The sequence below is a fragment of the Propionibacterium acidifaciens DSM 21887 genome (genome assembly GCF_000426605.1).
Lineage (GTDB): Bacteria > Actinomycetota > Actinomycetes > Propionibacteriales > Propionibacteriaceae > Propionibacterium > Propionibacterium acidifaciens.
Map to the genome: position 1 here is coordinate 1 of NZ_AUFR01000045.1, position 16,048 is coordinate 16,048.

Consider the following 16,048-nt stretch of genomic DNA (forward strand, 5'->3'; position numbering starts at 1 on the left):
GGCCGGGTCCATGATGCCCGGGCCCTCACCGAATCAGGCCTTCTCGAGGGTCCGGGCGAGACCACGACCCACGATCCGGGTTCTTCCTCCGTGCCTCACATCGCGGACAAAGGGTATGTCGGGATGGGCCTGATCACCCCTGTCAAGAAACTCCCGGGTCTTCCCCTGTCCGAGGCCGACAAGAACTTCAACCGGGCCATCGACCGGATCAGGTGGAGGATCGAACAAGTCATCGCCCACCTCAAAACATGGAAAACCCTCAAAACCGGTTATAGACGCCCCATCGACGCCCTCCCGGATGCCATCACAACAATACTCGGAATCATATTCACCTACACCCTATGAATAAGCCTCAATGTCGAACACATGGCTGGATCTTGATGACAAGGTCGTCATCGTCACCGGAGGCGACTCCGGCATCGGCAGGCACATCGTCGAGGGCCTGCGCTCGGCGGGCGCGCAGGTCGCCTGCCTCGACCTGACCGTCGAGGACGGCGTGGACGTCTCCGGCGTCCTCGACGTCGGCGTGGACATCACCGACGCCGGGGCCGTCGAGGCCGCCGTCGCCACCGTCGAGGAGCACTTCGGCCGCATCACCACCCTCGTCAACAACGCCGGCGTCAACCAGCCCCGCCTGCTCGTCGACGCGAGGGGCGAGGCCCCCCAGTACGAGCTGGACGAGAAGTCCTTCGCCTTCATGTTCGACGTCAACGTCAAGGGCGCCTTCCTCATGGCCCAGGCCGTCACCCGCCGACTCGTCCGGGCCGGCGCGGGCACCATCATCAACATCACCTCCGAGGCCGGCGCCGAGGGCTCGAAGGGGCAGTCGGCGTACTCGGCGACCAAGGGCGCCCTCAACGGCTTCACCCTGTCGTGGGCCAAGGAGCTCGGCCCGCTGGGCATCCGCGTCGTGGGCGCGGCCCCCGGCATCCTCGAGCCCACCGGCCTGCGCAGCCCCGCCTACAACGAGGCGCTCGCCTACACGCGCAGCACGACCGTCGACCGGCTGTCGCCCGACTACAGCAGGACCATCCCGTTGGGCCGGCCCGGCACCCTTGACGAGGTGGCCGATGTCGTGTGCTTCCTCGCCTCCGACCGCTCGGCCTACATCACGGGCACGACCGTCACCGTCACCGGAGGCAAGTCCCGGGGCTGAGCCGTCGCCGACCCCGTACGATCCGCGCCGGTCCACCGCCGGCCCGACCCATGCACCGTTGCACGAATCGCTCTCATCACCAGGATCATCGTGAACAGACGAGCAGAGATACTCCTCCAGCTGGAGCGACATCTCTCCGCCGATCCCGAGGCCCTCCAGGACCGTCTCGGGGTCGGCGCGAAGACGATCACGAACGACGTCCGCGAGCTCAACTCCGTCCTCGACCGGGTCGCCCAGGTGCGTCTCGACCGGGGCCGCTACCGCCTGTGGGTGATCGACCGGGACCGCTACGCGCGGCTGCGCGCCGAACTCGTCGACGGCTCCACGTCCTTCAACGATCCCGGCACCCGCTGCGGGCACATCACCGCCCGCCTGGCCCGGGCCGCAGGCCCCCTGCTCGTCGACGACCTCGCCCACGAGATGTCCGTCGGACGCTCCACCGTCCTCGGCGACCTGGGCACGCTGCGCGAGCGCGCCGCCGCCTACGGCATCACCATCGTCGGGCGCCCCAACCGGGGCATCGAATGGCACGGCGACGAACTGAGCGAGCGGCTGTTCATCCTCGACCACCACTACCCCGCGGTCTACTCCGGCTACCCGCTCGACGAGAACCTCGTGGCGGTCGTCGAACGGGTCGTCGAGGACTTCTCGATCTCGATCCTCGCGGCCCAGGAGATCACCCGCTGGTACACGGTCATGCTCGACCGCACGCTCACCGGCCATCCCCTCGAGACGCTGCCGGTGGAGTACGGGGCCGTCCGCGCCAGCAGCGCCCACGCCTTCGGCGCGGAGCTCATCGCCGCGGTCGGCGCAGAGCTGCAGCTGCCCGTCCACCCGAACGAGGCGGTCTTCATGACGCTGCCGGTCATCGGCATGCACACCCCGCACGACGAGCGCCGCCTCGCCCGGTTCCCCACCTCGGCAGAGGTCCGCCCCCTGCTCGACGTGATCCTCGCCGAGATCGCCGCCGAGATGGGCATCGACATCCCCTCCTCGGAGATGCTGACGAACTTCGCCCACCACCTGGCCTTCATGGTCAACAGGCTGCGCTTCGGCATCCGCATCCCCGCCGCGCCCACCAGCGATCTGCGCAGCGCCTACCCCGTCGCCGCGCAGATGGCCGCCATCACGGCCGGGATCATCGACCGCGAGCTCCGCCTGCGGCTCCCCGACGAGGAGATGCAGCTGCTCACCGGGTACTTCCAGGTCTTCATCGAGGAGCACCGCACGCTGACCAGCCCCGACTACCGGGTGGGCGTCGTCACCCGCGGCGGCGGCGTCTCGGCCCGGCTCGTGCAGCTCCAGCTCGCCACGGTGATGGCCCCGTCCACGCGCTACGAGCTGCTCAGCCTCGACGAGGCGGACGAGGACGGCCTGGACGGCTTCGACCTCGTCGTCGCGACGACCGACCGGCCGCTGCGCACGGACGCCCCGCTGATCCGCCTGACCGAGGTCTTCGACCGCGAGGAGCTGCTGCACCACATCAACCGGCTGCGCTTCGACAAGGGCGTCGACGTCCTGCTCGGCGCCGGCACCCGCTCGCTGCTGGCCGGTCTGCTCACCGCCGAGCGCTTCGTGGTCCTCGACCCGGCCGACGACCACGAGGAGCTGCTCGCGAGCATGCTCGACCGGCTCGTCGCCGCCGGAGAAGTGCCGCCCGGCTTCCGCGAACGCGTCCGAGAGCGCCAGGAGCGGGCGTCGATGCTCCTCAGCCCGCAGGTCGCCTTCCCGCACGCCACCCTGCCCGAGGGCTCGGACCGCATCGTCCTGGCCGTCGGCGTCGTCCCGCGCAGCGGGGACTCCGACGGGTTGCGCCTCCTCATCCTGCTCGGAGTGCCCGACAAGGGCGACTACGACGACACGGTCCTCGTCGACATCTACGACGAGGTCATCCGGCTGGCCGCCGACCGGCCCGGCCTCGACCGGATCTGCCGACTCACCTCGTACGAGCAGTTCTTCTTCCACATGACGAACGATCCGGCCCACCTCAAGGAGAACTGACATGAACTACTGGTTCGTCCTCACCGCGCTCGGCGCGGCCTGTCTGGCCCAGATGCACCTGGCCGCCGTGCAGATGAAGGACTTCTCATCGTCCTACGGCGCGCTGCGCAGGCGCGGCAGGGTCGCGATCGGCAAGCGCAAGAACGCCTTCAGCGCCGGTGCCATCGCGATGCTGCTCCTCGACGGGGACGGCACCGTCATCGACGCCAGGGCCATGTCGGGCCTGACCGTCATGGCCCGGTTCAAACCGTTGGACGGCGTCACCGGGCGCCGCATCGACGACTTCGACCCGGCCGCGCTGCGCCGCTGCCCCAGGGGACTGCGGCTCGCCGTGGCGAACGCCCAGGAGAACTGGGCGACGGCCCGGAACGGGGGCGTGCCCGAGGATCCGCCCGGCCCGCTCGGCCGGCTGCTCGAAAGGCTTCCCGGCCGCGCCGGGACGGGACGGGCCCGCCGCCGGGCGGGCTCCCCCGGCCGGCCCGCCACCACCGCCACGGCCCGCAGGAGAGTCGTGCGGTCGACCCCACCCACTCGACTGGAAGGAGTGATCTCATGAACGTCATCGTCAAGGCGGCCGAATGGTTCATCGGCCTGTTCCAGGAGGGCGCCAACACCTTCATCGGATGGATGGGCACGACGGTCCCCCTCGTCCTCGTGCTCATCATCTTCATGAACTCCATCATCGGCATGATCGGCGAGGACCGCATCAACGGCCTGGCCCGGCACGCCGCCGGCAACCCCGTCACCCGCTACATGGTTCTGCCGTTCCTCGGCGCCTTCATGCTGGGCAACCCGATGGCCCTGTCGCTCGGGCGCTTCCTGCCCGAGTTCTACAAGCCCTCCTACGCAGCGGCCGGAATGCAGTTCTGCCACACCAGCAACGGCGTCTTCCCGCACATCAACCCGGGCGAGCTGTTCGTCTGGCTCGGCATCGCCAACGGCATCGACCAGCTCGGTCTGCCGACGATGCCGTTGGCCATCCGCTATCTGCTCGTCGGCCTGCTCATGAACTTCCTGGGCGGCTGGAGCACCGACTTCATCACCCGGTGGGTCGAGAGGCAGCAGGGCGTCAGGCTCCGCCGCGAACTCCGGGCCGCCGCGTAGCCGCGCGAGAAGAGAGGAACCCTTCACATGACACACCAGGCAATCACCATCACGCGCGGGAACTCCGGCTACGGCGGCCCCCTGACCGTCAGCGCCAGCGGGACGAGGAACAAGATCGTCTACATCGTCGGCGGCGGCGCCAAGCCCGAGGTCGTCGACCGGATGGAGGAGCTGTCCGGGATGGAGTCGGTCAACGGCTTCGGCACCTCGGTCCCCGACGAGGAGACGGCCGTCGTCGTCATCGACTGCGGCGGAACCCTGCGCTGCGGGCTCTATCCGAAGAAGGGCATCCCGACCGTCAACGTCATGCCGACCGGCAAGGCCGGCCCGCTGGCCCAGTTCATCAACGAGTCCATCTACGTCTCGGCCGTCGGCCCCGACCAGGTGAGCCTCGCCGACCCGGGCGCGACCCCGGCCGGACGGGCCGCGGCGCCGGACGGCGCCGAGAGCACGACTCCGGCCGGGCCCGCGGCACAGGACGCCGACGACGCCGTGCACTACTCGTCCGACATGAAGGTCTCGGAGGCGCTGGCGCAGAAGAGGAGGAAGAACCTGCTCGAGAGAATCGGCCTGGGGGCGGGCAGAGTCATCGCGATCTTCTACCAGGCCGGCCGCGACGCCATCCAGACGATGATCACGACGATCCTGCCGTTCATGGGCTTCGTCGCCATGCTGATCGGCATCATCAAGGCCTCGGGCCTGGGCAACTGGTTCACCCACTTCCTGACCCCGCTCGTCGGCTCCGGCCCGGGTCTGCTGGTGCTCGGCCTCATCTGTTCGCTGCCGTTCCTGTCGCCGCTGCTCGGCCCGGGCGGGGTCATCGCCCAGATCATCGGGACCCTCATCGGCGTCGAGATCGGCAAGGGCGCCGTCAGCCCGAGCCTGTCCCTGCCGGCCCTGTTCGCCATCAACACCCAGAACGGCTGCGACTTCATCCCGGTCGCCCTGGGCCTGGCAGAGGCCGAGGCGGAGACGGTCGAGATCGGCGTCCCGGCCGTGCTCTACTCGCGCTTCGTCAACGGCGTGCCGCGCGTGGCGGTCGCCTGGCTCGCCTCCGTCGGCCTCTACGCGGCCTGACCCCGCCGGGACGCCCCGGCGCCCCTCACCGACCCGACCGACCTCATCCACCCGATCGCATGCTGCGCCCGGCGCAGCGCAACGACAAGGAGACCGACATGGCTCAGATCTACACCACCACCGTCAGGGGGATCGGCCCCGAGGCCGCCTCGTTCGCGGAGCAGGGCATGTACGTCCTGTTCGGCGACGGGGCCCCCGCCTCACTCGCAGACTTCTGCTTCACCATCGACATCAACCGGTCCGCCGACGACATCAGGCCGGGCGACCGGCTCGTCATCGACGGCACCGCCTACCCGATCACCGCGGTCGGCGGCCTCGTCCGCAAGAACCTGGACGGGCTGGGCCACATCACGCTGAACTTCGACGGCGCCGCCCGGGCCCAGCTCGAGGGCACTCTGCATGTGCAGGGCGAGGCCCCTGCGCTGACGATCGGTTCAACGATCTCCATCGAGAACTGAGCCGATGATCGGCAGATCCGTCACCATCGGCGACCCGCTGGGGGTGCACGCGCGGGCGGCGGCGCTCCTGGCGCGAACCGCCGGGCGCTTCAAGTCGTCGGTGTGGCTGAGCTGCCACGACGGGCGGGCCTCGCTCACCAACCAGCTCAGGGTCATGGCGCTCGGCATCGGCCCCGGTGACGAGGTGCTCGTCCTCGCCGACGGCATCGACGAGGACGAGGCCCTCGAAGCCGTCGCCGCCCAGCTCGGGCTCCGCGTCGACCCCTCGAGCGGATGAGGTCGACCCCTCGAGCGGATGAGGGGGCGCCCACCGACACGGGCGCCCCCACCATTCCCACCTCACCTTTGTGCTCGCACCTCGGACATAACCCGGGTGCGAACCGAAAAGCGAGGTGCGAACCGACGGACGAGGTACGGGCCGACGGACGAGGTGCGGGCCGATGGACGAAGCGCGGAGGACCCAAGAGCCGAGCCGGTCAGAGACTCCCCGTCCCCTCATCCTGGTGGTGGCCCCGTCGGGAGGGGCCACGGCCGGTCGCCGGACCCGGCATGACGTACAGCCCCTGTCGCACGAACGATCCGGGAAGTGCCGCCACGCGCAGCACGGTGAGAACGGTCTCGCCGTCCGCGGCCCTGGAAACCACGAACGATCCGGGAAGTGCCGCCACGCCCTGTTCGAGAGCGCCGATCACGTCCTCGCGGCCCGGGAAGCCACGAACGATCCGGCACGAATGATCCGGGAAGCGCCGCCACCGGGCCTGACGGCGCCAGCCGACCGCTGACAGGTACACTCCCTGCGGAGGATCGCCCCTCCTGACGGAGGACCGCTCCCCTGTCGGAAGGCCCCGTTCATTCCTATGCTTAGGGCAGCCTGAACTTAGGAGCCCGCCGTGTCCACCGTATCCTGCACCGCCCCGGATCCTGCACCCCGCGGGGAGGCGCCCGACCTCGCCCGCGTGGAGCATCTGACGAAGAGCTTCGGCCGGGACGGGGCACGCACCACCGTCCTCGACGACGTCACCCTGGAACTGGGCAGGGGCGAGATCTGCGTGCTGCTGGGCCCCTCGGGCTCGGGCAAGTCGACCTTCCTCAACCTCGTGGGCGGCCTGGAACCGGCCGACTCCGGGACCGTCGTCGTGGACGGCGAGGAGGTCACCGCGCTCGCCGGGCGACGCCTCGTCGCCTACCGCCGACGGATGCTCGGCTTCGTCTTCCAGTTCTACAACCTGGTCCCCGATCTCACCGTGCGCGAGAACATCGAGGTCTGCGCCTGCCTCGTCCCCGAGCCCCTCGACGTCGACGGGCTCCTCCGCGACCTGGGCCTGTGGGAGCACCGCGACAAGCTGCCCCGCCAGGTCTCCGGCGGCCAGCAGCAGCGCTGCGCCATCGGACGCGCCCTGGTGAAGAAGCCCGATCTGCTCCTGTGCGACGAGCCCACCGGCGCCCTCGACCACGAGACGAGCAAGGAGGTGCTCGGCGTCCTCGAGCGCGTCAACCGCATCCACGGCTGCACCATCGTCATTGTCACCCACAACGACGCCATCGGCGCCATGGCGCACCGCACCCTGCGGCTGCGCGACGGCCGGCTCGTGCAGAACGAGGTCGCCGAGCATCCGGTGGCGGCGTCCGAGCTCGAGTGGTGAGCGCCGTGACCGGATCCCCCGCCGCCCGCCCGCGCAGCCCGCTGCGTCACCGGTTGCCCCGCCAGCTGCGCGCCAACGCCGGCCGCTGGGCGGCGATCCTGGTGCTCCTGCTCGCCGTCTCGGCCACCGGCACCGGCTATCTGTCCGCGGCCGCCTCCATCACGAAGACCACGCACACGCTCCGCGCGGACTACGCCGTCGAGGACGGGCGCATCACCACGGCCGCGGAGCTCACCGACGAGCAGTCCCGGGTGCTCTCCGACGCCGGCCTCGAGATGCACGACAACCGCTCCCGCGACACGCCCCTGGTCATCGACGCCGCCCACCTGGCCGACGGCGAGGACCCGGACGCGACGGTCACCCTGCGCCTCCACACGCCGCGCGACGGCTTCGACCTCGAAGCGCTCCACGAGGGCGCGATGCCCGCCGCCGACGACGAACTCGCCCTCGACACGACCTTCGCCAGGGCGCACCGGCTGGGCGTCGGAGACACCGTCACCGCCGCCGGCACGAGCTGGACGATCAGCGGCCTCGTCACGCTCCCCGACTACACGGCCCTGTTCAAGACGAACTCGGGCATCGTCATGAACACCCTGACCTTCGGGGTCGGCACGGTGACCCCCGAGGGCTGGAAGCGCCTGGACGGCGTCGGCGGCGTCCCGACCGCCTTCACCGGCTCCTTCTTCCTCGACGACGCCCTGTCGGCCGACACCACCGCGCACGTCGGCCTCGACGGCTCCGCGCTCACCGACGGCGACGGCACCCTCACCGCCGGCGAGCGCCACGACGTCGAGACCGACGCGGCGGCCCGTCTCGTCGCCGCCGGGGCCCGGGTGACCTCGCTCATCGACGCGGACGACAACATGGGCATCACCTACGGGATCGACGACGTCGACCACGACTCGGTCTTCATCACCTGGCTGCTCATCGTCCTCGTCGTCGTCGTGGCCTTCATCGTCACCGTCATCTCCTCGGCGACGATCGAGTCCGAGAGCTCGGTGATCGGCACGCTGCTGGCCTCCGGCTGGCGCCGCGGCGAGCTGCTGCGCCACTACCTCGCCCTGCCGGCGCTCGTCGGCGCGACCGCCTGCCTGGCCGGCAACATCCTCGGCCACACGGTGCTGACCGCCCCGATGCGGAGCATCTACTACGACATGTACAGCCTGCCGTCCTGCACGGCGAGCTTCTCGGTGCGGGCCCTCCTGCTCACGACGGTGCTGCCGCTGGTCCTCCTCATCGGCATCACGGCCCTCGGCCTGGTCCGCGCGCTGCGCCGCACCCCGCTCCAGTTCCTGCGCCACGAGCACCGCCGCCGCGGACACCGCGCGGTGCACCTGCCCGCGCGGCTGCCCTTCCGCACGAGATTCCGCCTGCGCCTGCTGCTGCAGGCCAGGGCCGCCTTCGCCACGCTCTTCGCCGGCATCGTCCTGTCCAGCTTCCTCCTCATGGCGGGCCTGTCCTTCCTGCCGATCGTCGACAACTACACCGAGGACACCATCGCCGATCTGCCCGCCGCCTACACCTACGCGCTGAGCGCGCCGGTCGACCCGGCCGACGCGGGCCCCGACCCCGGCGCCGGGGCCTCGGCCGAGCGCATCACCACGACCGTCCTGCGGGTCGAGCGCCGCTGGGACGCCGGGCCGATGGACGTGCAGCTCCTCGGCATCGACACGGACTCGCCCCACCTCGGCGGCCTCGACGTGGCCGACGGCCGCGTCGTCGTCGGCGCGGGTCTGCTGGACAAGACGGACGTCCGGGTGGGCGACGAGCTCACTCTCACCGACAGGTACACGGGCACGCAGTACCGGTTCACCGTCGCGGGCACCCGGGGCAACAGCACCGATGTGCGCGTCTATCTGTCGCGCGCCGAACTCAACGGGATGCTGGGCGAGGCGCCCGACGCCTTCAACGGCTATCTGTCCGACAGCGCGCTCGAGCTGCCGTCCGAGGCCGTCGCCTCGGTCATGACCGAGCAGGACGTGCGCACCGCCGCCGACCAGGTCTCGGCCTCGGCCTCCACGATCATGCGGATGGCCGCCGTCCTCGCGATCCTCGTCTTCGTCATCGTCGTCCACCTGCTGACGAAGACGGTCATCGACCGGGGCGCCCGCACGATCTCCCTGCTCAAGGTGCTCGGGTACCGCGACGACGAGGTCTCGGCGGTCTACGTGCGCACCGTGACGCTGACCGTCATGGCCTCCCTGCTCGTGAGCCCCGTGCTCGTCGTCCGGTTCCTCGCGTGGGGCATCGCGCGGGTCTTCATCGGCTACGACGTGAACTTCGTGCTCGCTGTGCCCCCGGTCATGGTGGCCGAGGAGATCGCCATCGCCCTCGGCGCCTATCTGCTGGTGGCCGCCCTCCACCTGCTCCACGTGCGCCGGATCCCGCCGGGCGAGGCGCTGCGCGTGCAGGAGTGAGCGCGAGGACGAACCGGACGCCCGGCCCCGCCGAGGCCGGGCGTCCTGCACGCGAGCCGCCGGCCCCGGCATGCGCAGCCGGCTGCGCGCCGGGCCCGGCGGCCGCGCGGCTGCGGACCCGGCTTGCCCATGAGACCTAGTCTGGAAGACGTCATCCCTTGTCCCGGGTGACATGCCCTTCTTCCATGATCAGAGGAGACCACCACATGGACGAGACCATGCGCGGCGTCATCATGCACGCTCCCGGCGACGTCACCGTCGAGGACCGCCCGGTCCCCCACGTCGTCGAACCGACCGACGCCGTCCTCAGGGTCGAGATCGCCTGCATCTGCGGCTCCGACCTGTGGCCCTACCGCGGCCTCCAGCCCGTCGAGGAGTCCCCGATGGGCCACGAGTACATCGGCACGGTCGTCGAGGTCGGTTCCGAGGTGAAGAACGTCGCGGTCGGCGACTTCGTCGTCGGCTCCTTCTGCCTGTCCGACAACAGCTGCGAGATCTGCGCCTCCGGATACCAGTCCCGCTGCGTCAACGGCGGCTTCATGGGCGACACGCAGGCCCAGTACACCCGGGTGCCGCAGGCCGACGGCACCCTCGTCGTCGTGCCCGGCGGCAGACCCGACGACCCGGAGCTGCTCGCCTCCCTGCTGGCCGCCTCCGACGTGCTCGGCACCGGCTGGTTCGGTGCGGTCGCCGCCGAGGCCGGCCCGGGCCGGACCGTCGCCGTCGTCGGGGACGGCGCGGTGGGCCTGTCCGCGGTGCTCGCCGCGAAGACGCTCGGCGCCGAGAGGGTCATCGCAATGTCCCGCCACGAGGACCGCGCGGCCCTGGCGCGCGAGTTCGGCGCCGATGTCGTCGTCGCCGAGCGCGGCGACGAGGGCGCGGCCAGGGTCAAGGAGCTCACCGGCGGCCTGGGCGCCCACAGCGTCGTCGAGGCGGTCGGCAACCAGGTGTCCATGGATCAGGCCATCGCCTGCTGCCGCCCCGGCGGCAACATCGGTTTCGTCGGCGTCAGCCACGACCAGCAGATCGACGGCGGCGCCCTGTTCTTCTCCGAGGTGCACCTGCACGGCGGCCCCGCACCGGTGCGTCGCTTCCTGCCCGACCTCATCGACCGGATCCTGAGGAAGGAGATCGACCCCGGCAGGGTCTTCACCATGCGCCTGCCGCTGGAGCGGGCGGCCGAGGGCTACCGGGCGATGGACGAGCGCCGCGCCATCAAGGTGCTGCTGGAGCCCTGAGGCGGGGACGACGAGGACGCAGCCGCGCCGGGGCCCCGGGTCGGGGCGACGGCTGAGAAGGAGAACCGTGAGCCGCAGAGGAATCGTGGTCGCCGTCACCGCTGCCGTGGGCGTCCTGGCGCTGCTGGCGGGGGCCCTGTTCCTCCTGCTGCCGCCCGGGAACGGGGACACGAGCCATGTCAGCAGGCGGGTGGTCGACGCCGGGGGCCGCAGCCGGCAGGACATCGATGCCGCGATGGACGCCGTCGAGCGGGAGTTCGCCGGAGGCTACGAGGACTGCACGCTGACCGATCTGTGGTTCGACGGGAGAGCGGACCGCGAGCCGGAGTACCAGGACGAGTACGGCGCCGAGAACGTCCTCGTGCTCGATTCGAGGTTCACCACGGGGCGCCGGGCGCATCCCTCGTTCACCCGCAACACGAGTTACGGGTGGGAATGGATCCTCGTCAGGGACGGCGCCGACTGGAGGGTGGCCGACGCCGGCCAGGGCTGAGGACGGCGGGCGCCCGGCGGGATCGTCCCGTCGGACCGCCCGGACACGTTGTGGTCGGCAGCGGTCCGTAATCCTGGGGAGCCCTACTCTTGGGGGCGAGGAAAGGACCCGGCAATGCCAACACTGCGCTCACGCATCACGTACGAGGGGCGCCCGATGGCCGGTGCCCGCGCCCTGTGGCGCGCCACCGGCATGGGCGACGACGACTTCGGGAAGCCGATCGTCGCCGTCGCCAACTCGTTCACCGAGTTCGTGCCCGGGCACGTCGGGCTGCGCGAGGTCGGCCGGATCGTCGCCGACGCGGTGAAGGAGGCCGGCGGCGTCGCCAAGGAGTTCAACACGATCGCCGTCGACGACGGCATCGCCATGGGCCACGGGGGCATGCTCTACTCGCTGCCCAGCCGCGAGATCATCGCCGACTCCGTCGAGTACATGTGCAACGCCCACCAGGCCGACGCGCTCGTGTGCATCTCCAACTGCGACAAGATCACCCCCGGCATGCTGCTGGCCGCCCTGCGGCTGAACATCCCGACCGTCTTCGTCTCCGGAGGCGGCATGGAGTCCGGCAGGCCGATCACCAACGACGACGGCACGACGAGCTCCCGGCTCGACCTCATCCACCCGATGACCGCCTCGGCCGACGACTCCGTGTCGGACGCCGAGCTGGCGCGCATGGAGGCCAACGCCTGCCCCACCTGCGGATCCTGCTCGGGCATGTTCACCGCGAACTCGATGAACTGCCTCACCGAGGCCCTCGGCCTGGCGCTGCCCGGCAACGGCACGACGCTGGCCACCTACAACGCCCGCCGGGCCCTCTTCGCCGAGGCGGGCCGGCTCGTCGTCGCCAACGCCCGCCGCTGGTACGACGCCGACGACGATTCCGTGCTGCCCCGCTCGATCGCCACCCGTGAGGCCTTCGCCAACGCCATGACGATGGACATCGCCATGGGCGGCTCGACGAACACGATCCTCCACCTGCTGGCCGCCGCCCAGGAGGCCGGCGTCGACTTCGACCAGGACGACATCGACGAGCTCTCGCGCCGGGTGCCCTGCCTGTGCAAGGTGGCCCCGAACACCAACGAGTACTTCCTCGAGGACGTCCACCGGGCCGGCGGCATCCCGGCGATCCTCGGCGAGCTGCGCCGCGGCGGCCTGCTCGACCTCGGCGTCCACTCGGTGCACCACGACTCCATGGCGTCCTTCCTGGATGACTGGGACGTGCGCGGCGGCTCGGCGCTGCCCGAGGCCGTCGAGCTGTTCCACGCCGCGCCCGGCGGCGTGCGCACCACCGAGATGTTCGGCTCGACGAACCGCTACGACGAGCTCGACACCGACCCCGTCAACGGCTGCATCCACGACGTCGCCCATGCGTACACCGCCGACGGCGGTCTGGCCGTGCTGCACGGCAACATCGCCGTCGACGGCTGCGTCGTGAAGTCGGCCGGCGTGCCCGCCGACCAGTTCGTGTTCAGCGGCCCGGCGCACGTCACCGAGTCCCAGGAGGAGGCCGTCGAGCACATCCTCGGCGGCCGGGTGAAGGCCGGCGACGTGGTCGTCGTCCGCTACGAGGGCCCCAAGGGCGGCCCCGGCATGCAGGAGATGCTCTACCCCACGAGCTACCTCAAGGGGGTGGGGCTCGGCCCCCAGTGCGCGCTCATCACCGACGGGCGCTTCTCGGGCGGCAGTTCGGGCCTGTCGCTGGGCCACATCAGCCCCGAGGCGGCCGCCGGCGGCGCGATCGGCCTGGTGCGCGACGGCGACATCATCGACATCGACATCCCGGGCCGCACGATCAGCGTGCGGGTGTCGGACGAGGAGCTGGCGAGACGCCGCGCCGAGCAGGACGAGGCCGGCTGGCGGCCCCGCCACCGCGACCGTGAGGTCTCGAACGCGCTCAAGGTCTTCGCCCTGCTCGCCCAGAGCGCCGACAAGGGCGCCGCCCGCCGCAGGCTCGACTGATACGTGGGGGTCCCCTGTCAGATGGCAGGGTCAGGCGCCCCGTGCTGGTTGCATGGGGACGCCTGACCGTTGCCGGGTGTCGGGGCGCGGCGTGTCGTACGACGCGTGGTCGGTCTGATGTTCACGAGTTGGTTATCCCAATTCCCGGAAGCCTATTCAAGACTCTTGACAAACCCGGCTCTGACTATGGCCGTCATGAAACAAAATCGTTTCTGGTTTCGCGAGGTGGGAGGTGTTCGAAGTCGTAGTCGAAGGCGCGGCCGGTGACGTATGAGGCGGACGCGCCGAGGGTTTCTTCGGGGGTCTCGTGCTGGATGGTGGCGGTGTTGTTCCTGGCCGTGTTCCGGACGTGCCCGGCCGGGTTGTGGTCGGGCGCGTACGGCGGCGGATGGGTCGGTGTGATGCGTTCCAGCAGCTGACCGGGCTCGTGGAGGGCGGTCAACGCTCTCGCGTGGTGGAATCGGGCGTCGTCCAGGACGACAGCGAGCCGGTCGGTCTTGGTTTCACGCTGTAGCCGTTCCAGCGCGAGGGTTGTCTGCTCGGTGTTCTGGTTCCCCTCGATCGGGTACGGCGTGACTGTTCTGCTGGTCGGGGAGGGGGCGCCGAAGAAGGACTGGGACGTCCTCTGCCGGTCCACGTGAAGTTCGGTTCGCTACCCCTTCGGGGAGCTGCATGCTGCGGTTCTCGGCTTCGTGCTCGAGGTACTCCTCGTCTGTGGTGTGGACCTCCCAGCCCTGGTCCAGCAGAGCCTCGACTTGGGTTTTCACCTCGGTCATGCGCCGGGTGATGGCCGGCTTGTCGCAGCGCTTGTCGAACTGGTTCTCGGCAGTTCGAGGCTCAGCCCGCACAGGCGCAGGAGCATCTGGTAGGAGGAGTCCGTCTGGTGTTCGGCGTCGAACAAGGATCTTCACGACCTCACGTATCGCCGAGACGTCCCAGAACTCGGCGTGGACACCAGACCGGGAGAGCGGCTGGGTCAGGATGGTCTTTAGTTCTTGCTCCTGCGCGCGAGTGGGTTTCGCTGCGTTCTGGTTCCCGGCGTGCCCAGTCAGGACCGAGCACATCCGCGTGCCCCGCCATTCCTGCACTGTCCTCTCAGCGCGCTCAACCATTTTCGCGATGATGTCGATTCCGACTCCTTCAGAGGTATACAGGATCGCTTCGGCCTTCATCCTGACGAGCACGTGACTGCCGGGCAGCTTCATTCATCTGATCAGGACGGCGATTTCTTCCGGCGTGGCCTAAACCTCATATCTCTATTGCATCCGAAACAGCGCAGCAAACTTATAAAAGGGTTTCGCTATAAATGGGATTCGTTTCGTGTCAACCATACTTGCCGAAACAGGTGAGAAATTCACCAGCCGATACCATTATTGCGTAGACTTCGTCATACGGATGAACCCAAACCGACCGCCGGCAATCATCCATCGATTCCATCAACGCCATATTCGGCTTTAAGAAATTCTGTAGAAAATTCGGCATAAGAGACAAAATCTTCCAGAAGCATCGGCCAGAAATAATCTGCACGGGAAAAAGCGGGTGGATCGACAGGTTTTAAAGTTTCGGCAATCTCTTTTGCTTTCAGCTGTATGAACTCTGAATCATCGTCATCTGAGTAATAGGGGTACGAGTCTGCGAATACGTTAAGAAAATAGATAAACGACTCAATACTTGAATTGACGAAAACATGTGAAGTTACCCGTCTCTTCCACACGCCATTGTTGTTCTCTTCTACGTAAATGTCGTATGGCGGTGTTCCAATTATTAAACACGTAGAGTCTTCCGTCTGACTAGGCTTTGCAGCACGAGTGAAGACTCCATAAACTTCATTGGGAATCCTTTCTAATTCAGCGAGAGGGCAAAATTTTTCCCATTCGGGGTTGATGCAAGTGGAGCTCCAAGGAGTTTTATCTATAATTAGGGTCACAATCATCTCCCAAATAATCCTCGTACAGCATTTCCCAAGGCCTGATTTGAAACTGTTTGAACTCCTGCATCACCAGAGGTCCATGGGAATGAATATGTTATTCCTGGTGGGTTTTTCATCTTGTTTAACTCATCCATACAGCTGGAGCAAGGGCGTCTTTCTGTGTAAAGATCAATGATTCTATCGCCATATTGATTTATCGCATTGGTTTCAGCGTGGCCTCCACCTCCAGATCTAGCTATGAGGGTTATGCAAAACTGTTTTTGAAGAATTCTAGGGCGATGATGGCCGTGATGGTTTCGGGGAAGGTGTGCAGGGGTCTTCGGTAGCCGGTGTGGAGTGTCCGCCAGGTTTTGAGGTTGGCGATTGCTCGTTCAACCGGGGCGCGTAGCGTGTTGATGGCCTTGTTGTACTGTTTCTGGGTTTCTGTGAGTTCACCGCCGGCAGGTTTTCGTTCCGGGGTGATCATGCCCAGCCCGGTGTAGCCCTTGTCGGCCATCGGCGGGGGGTCGGGGAAGTGGTCGAGCAGGCCGGTGTGCCGGATGGCTTTCGCGTCGTGGGTGGAGCCCGGGGCC

The 16,048-nt window shown here is 68.3% G+C and carries 17 protein-coding genes; 13 read left to right on the forward strand and 4 right to left on the reverse strand.

Annotated features, from left to right (window positions below; translation table 11 throughout):
- From K336_RS0111495 to ilvD, 13 genes are all read left to right on the forward strand, one after another.
- Positions 1-345, forward strand: a 345-nt coding sequence (locus K336_RS0111495) for a transposase family protein (RefSeq protein ID WP_028707103.1), incomplete at its 5' end; no start/stop codon positions are given.
- Positions 346-355: 10 nt separating this feature from the next.
- Positions 356-1,156, forward strand: a complete 801-nt coding sequence (locus tag K336_RS0111500; RefSeq protein WP_021797465.1) for a sorbitol-6-phosphate dehydrogenase subunit — start codon at positions 356-358, stop codon at positions 1,154-1,156.
- A 90-nt stretch (positions 1,157-1,246) separates the two neighbouring features.
- Positions 1,247-3,157, forward strand: a complete 1,911-nt coding sequence (locus K336_RS0111505; protein ID WP_028707104.1) for a BglG family transcription antiterminator — start codon at positions 1,247-1,249, stop codon at positions 3,155-3,157.
- 1 nt (position 3,158) lies between these two features.
- Positions 3,159-3,713 carry a transcriptional regulator GutM gene (locus tag K336_RS16245; RefSeq protein ID WP_021797458.1) on the forward strand — a complete coding sequence of 185 codons (555 nt, stop codon included), beginning with the start codon at positions 3,159-3,161 and terminating at the stop codon, positions 3,711-3,713.
- Complete coding sequence (gene srlA, locus K336_RS0111515; protein ID WP_021797462.1) at positions 3,710-4,261, forward strand: PTS glucitol/sorbitol transporter subunit IIC; 552 nt, start codon at positions 3,710-3,712, stop codon at positions 4,259-4,261. Before K336_RS16245 ends, srlA begins: the two co-directional genes overlap by 4 nt.
- 27 nt (positions 4,262-4,288) lie before the next feature.
- Positions 4,289-5,338, forward strand: a complete 1,050-nt coding sequence (gene srlE, locus K336_RS0111520; RefSeq protein ID WP_028707105.1) for a PTS glucitol/sorbitol transporter subunit IIB — start codon at positions 4,289-4,291, stop codon at positions 5,336-5,338.
- 98 nt (positions 5,339-5,436) lie between these two features.
- Positions 5,437-5,796, forward strand: coding sequence for a PTS glucitol/sorbitol transporter subunit IIA (locus K336_RS0111525; RefSeq protein WP_028707106.1), 360 nt, complete (start codon positions 5,437-5,439; stop codon positions 5,794-5,796).
- A 4-nt stretch (positions 5,797-5,800) separates the two neighbouring features.
- Entirely contained in the window at positions 5,801-6,073 is a 273-nt protein-coding gene (locus K336_RS0111530; protein WP_028707107.1) for an HPr family phosphocarrier protein, read from the forward strand.
- Between the two features lie 613 nt (positions 6,074-6,686).
- Positions 6,687-7,439, forward strand: coding sequence for an ABC transporter ATP-binding protein (locus K336_RS0111540; protein WP_211223502.1), 753 nt, complete (start codon positions 6,687-6,689; stop codon positions 7,437-7,439).
- Between the two features lie 5 nt (positions 7,440-7,444).
- Positions 7,445-9,856 carry an ABC transporter permease gene (locus K336_RS0111545; RefSeq protein WP_155945095.1) on the forward strand — a complete coding sequence of 804 codons (2,412 nt, stop codon included), beginning with the start codon at positions 7,445-7,447 and terminating at the stop codon, positions 9,854-9,856.
- 218 nt (positions 9,857-10,074) lie between these two features.
- On the forward strand, positions 10,075-11,094 hold the full coding sequence (locus tag K336_RS0111550; RefSeq protein WP_028707111.1) for a zinc-dependent alcohol dehydrogenase family protein: 1,020 nt from the start codon (positions 10,075-10,077) through the stop codon (positions 11,092-11,094).
- 67 nt (positions 11,095-11,161) lie between these two features.
- A complete protein-coding gene (locus tag K336_RS0111555; RefSeq protein ID WP_155945096.1) occupies positions 11,162-11,587 on the forward strand; it encodes a hypothetical protein in 426 nt (141 codons plus the stop codon).
- Positions 11,588-11,701: 114 nt separating this feature from the next.
- Complete coding sequence (gene ilvD / locus K336_RS0111560; RefSeq protein ID WP_028707113.1) at positions 11,702-13,546, forward strand: dihydroxy-acid dehydratase; 1,845 nt, start codon at positions 11,702-11,704, stop codon at positions 13,544-13,546.
- A 193-nt stretch (positions 13,547-13,739) separates the two neighbouring features.
- On the opposite strand, the gene K336_RS0111565 is transcribed toward ilvD, so the two are convergent.
- From K336_RS0111565 to K336_RS17990, 4 genes are all read right to left on the reverse strand, one after another.
- Positions 13,740-14,183 carry a transposase gene (locus K336_RS0111565; protein WP_028707114.1) on the reverse strand — a complete coding sequence of 148 codons (444 nt, stop codon included), beginning with the start codon at positions 14,181-14,183 and terminating at the stop codon, positions 13,740-13,742.
- Between the two features lie 783 nt (positions 14,184-14,966).
- Positions 14,967-15,479 carry an SUKH-4 family immunity protein gene (locus tag K336_RS17980; RefSeq protein ID WP_021798826.1) on the reverse strand — a complete coding sequence of 171 codons (513 nt, stop codon included), beginning with the start codon at positions 15,477-15,479 and terminating at the stop codon, positions 14,967-14,969.
- On the reverse strand, positions 15,476-15,823 hold the full coding sequence (locus tag K336_RS20235) for a nucleic acid/nucleotide deaminase domain-containing protein (protein ID WP_081660812.1): 348 nt from the start codon (positions 15,821-15,823) through the stop codon (positions 15,476-15,478). Before K336_RS20235 ends, K336_RS17980 begins: the two co-directional genes overlap by 4 nt.
- A partial coding sequence (locus tag K336_RS17990; RefSeq protein ID WP_028707115.1) for a transposase family protein occupies positions 15,721-16,048 on the reverse strand: 328 nt, incomplete at its 5' end. The genes K336_RS17990 and K336_RS20235, both read right to left, overlap by 103 nt.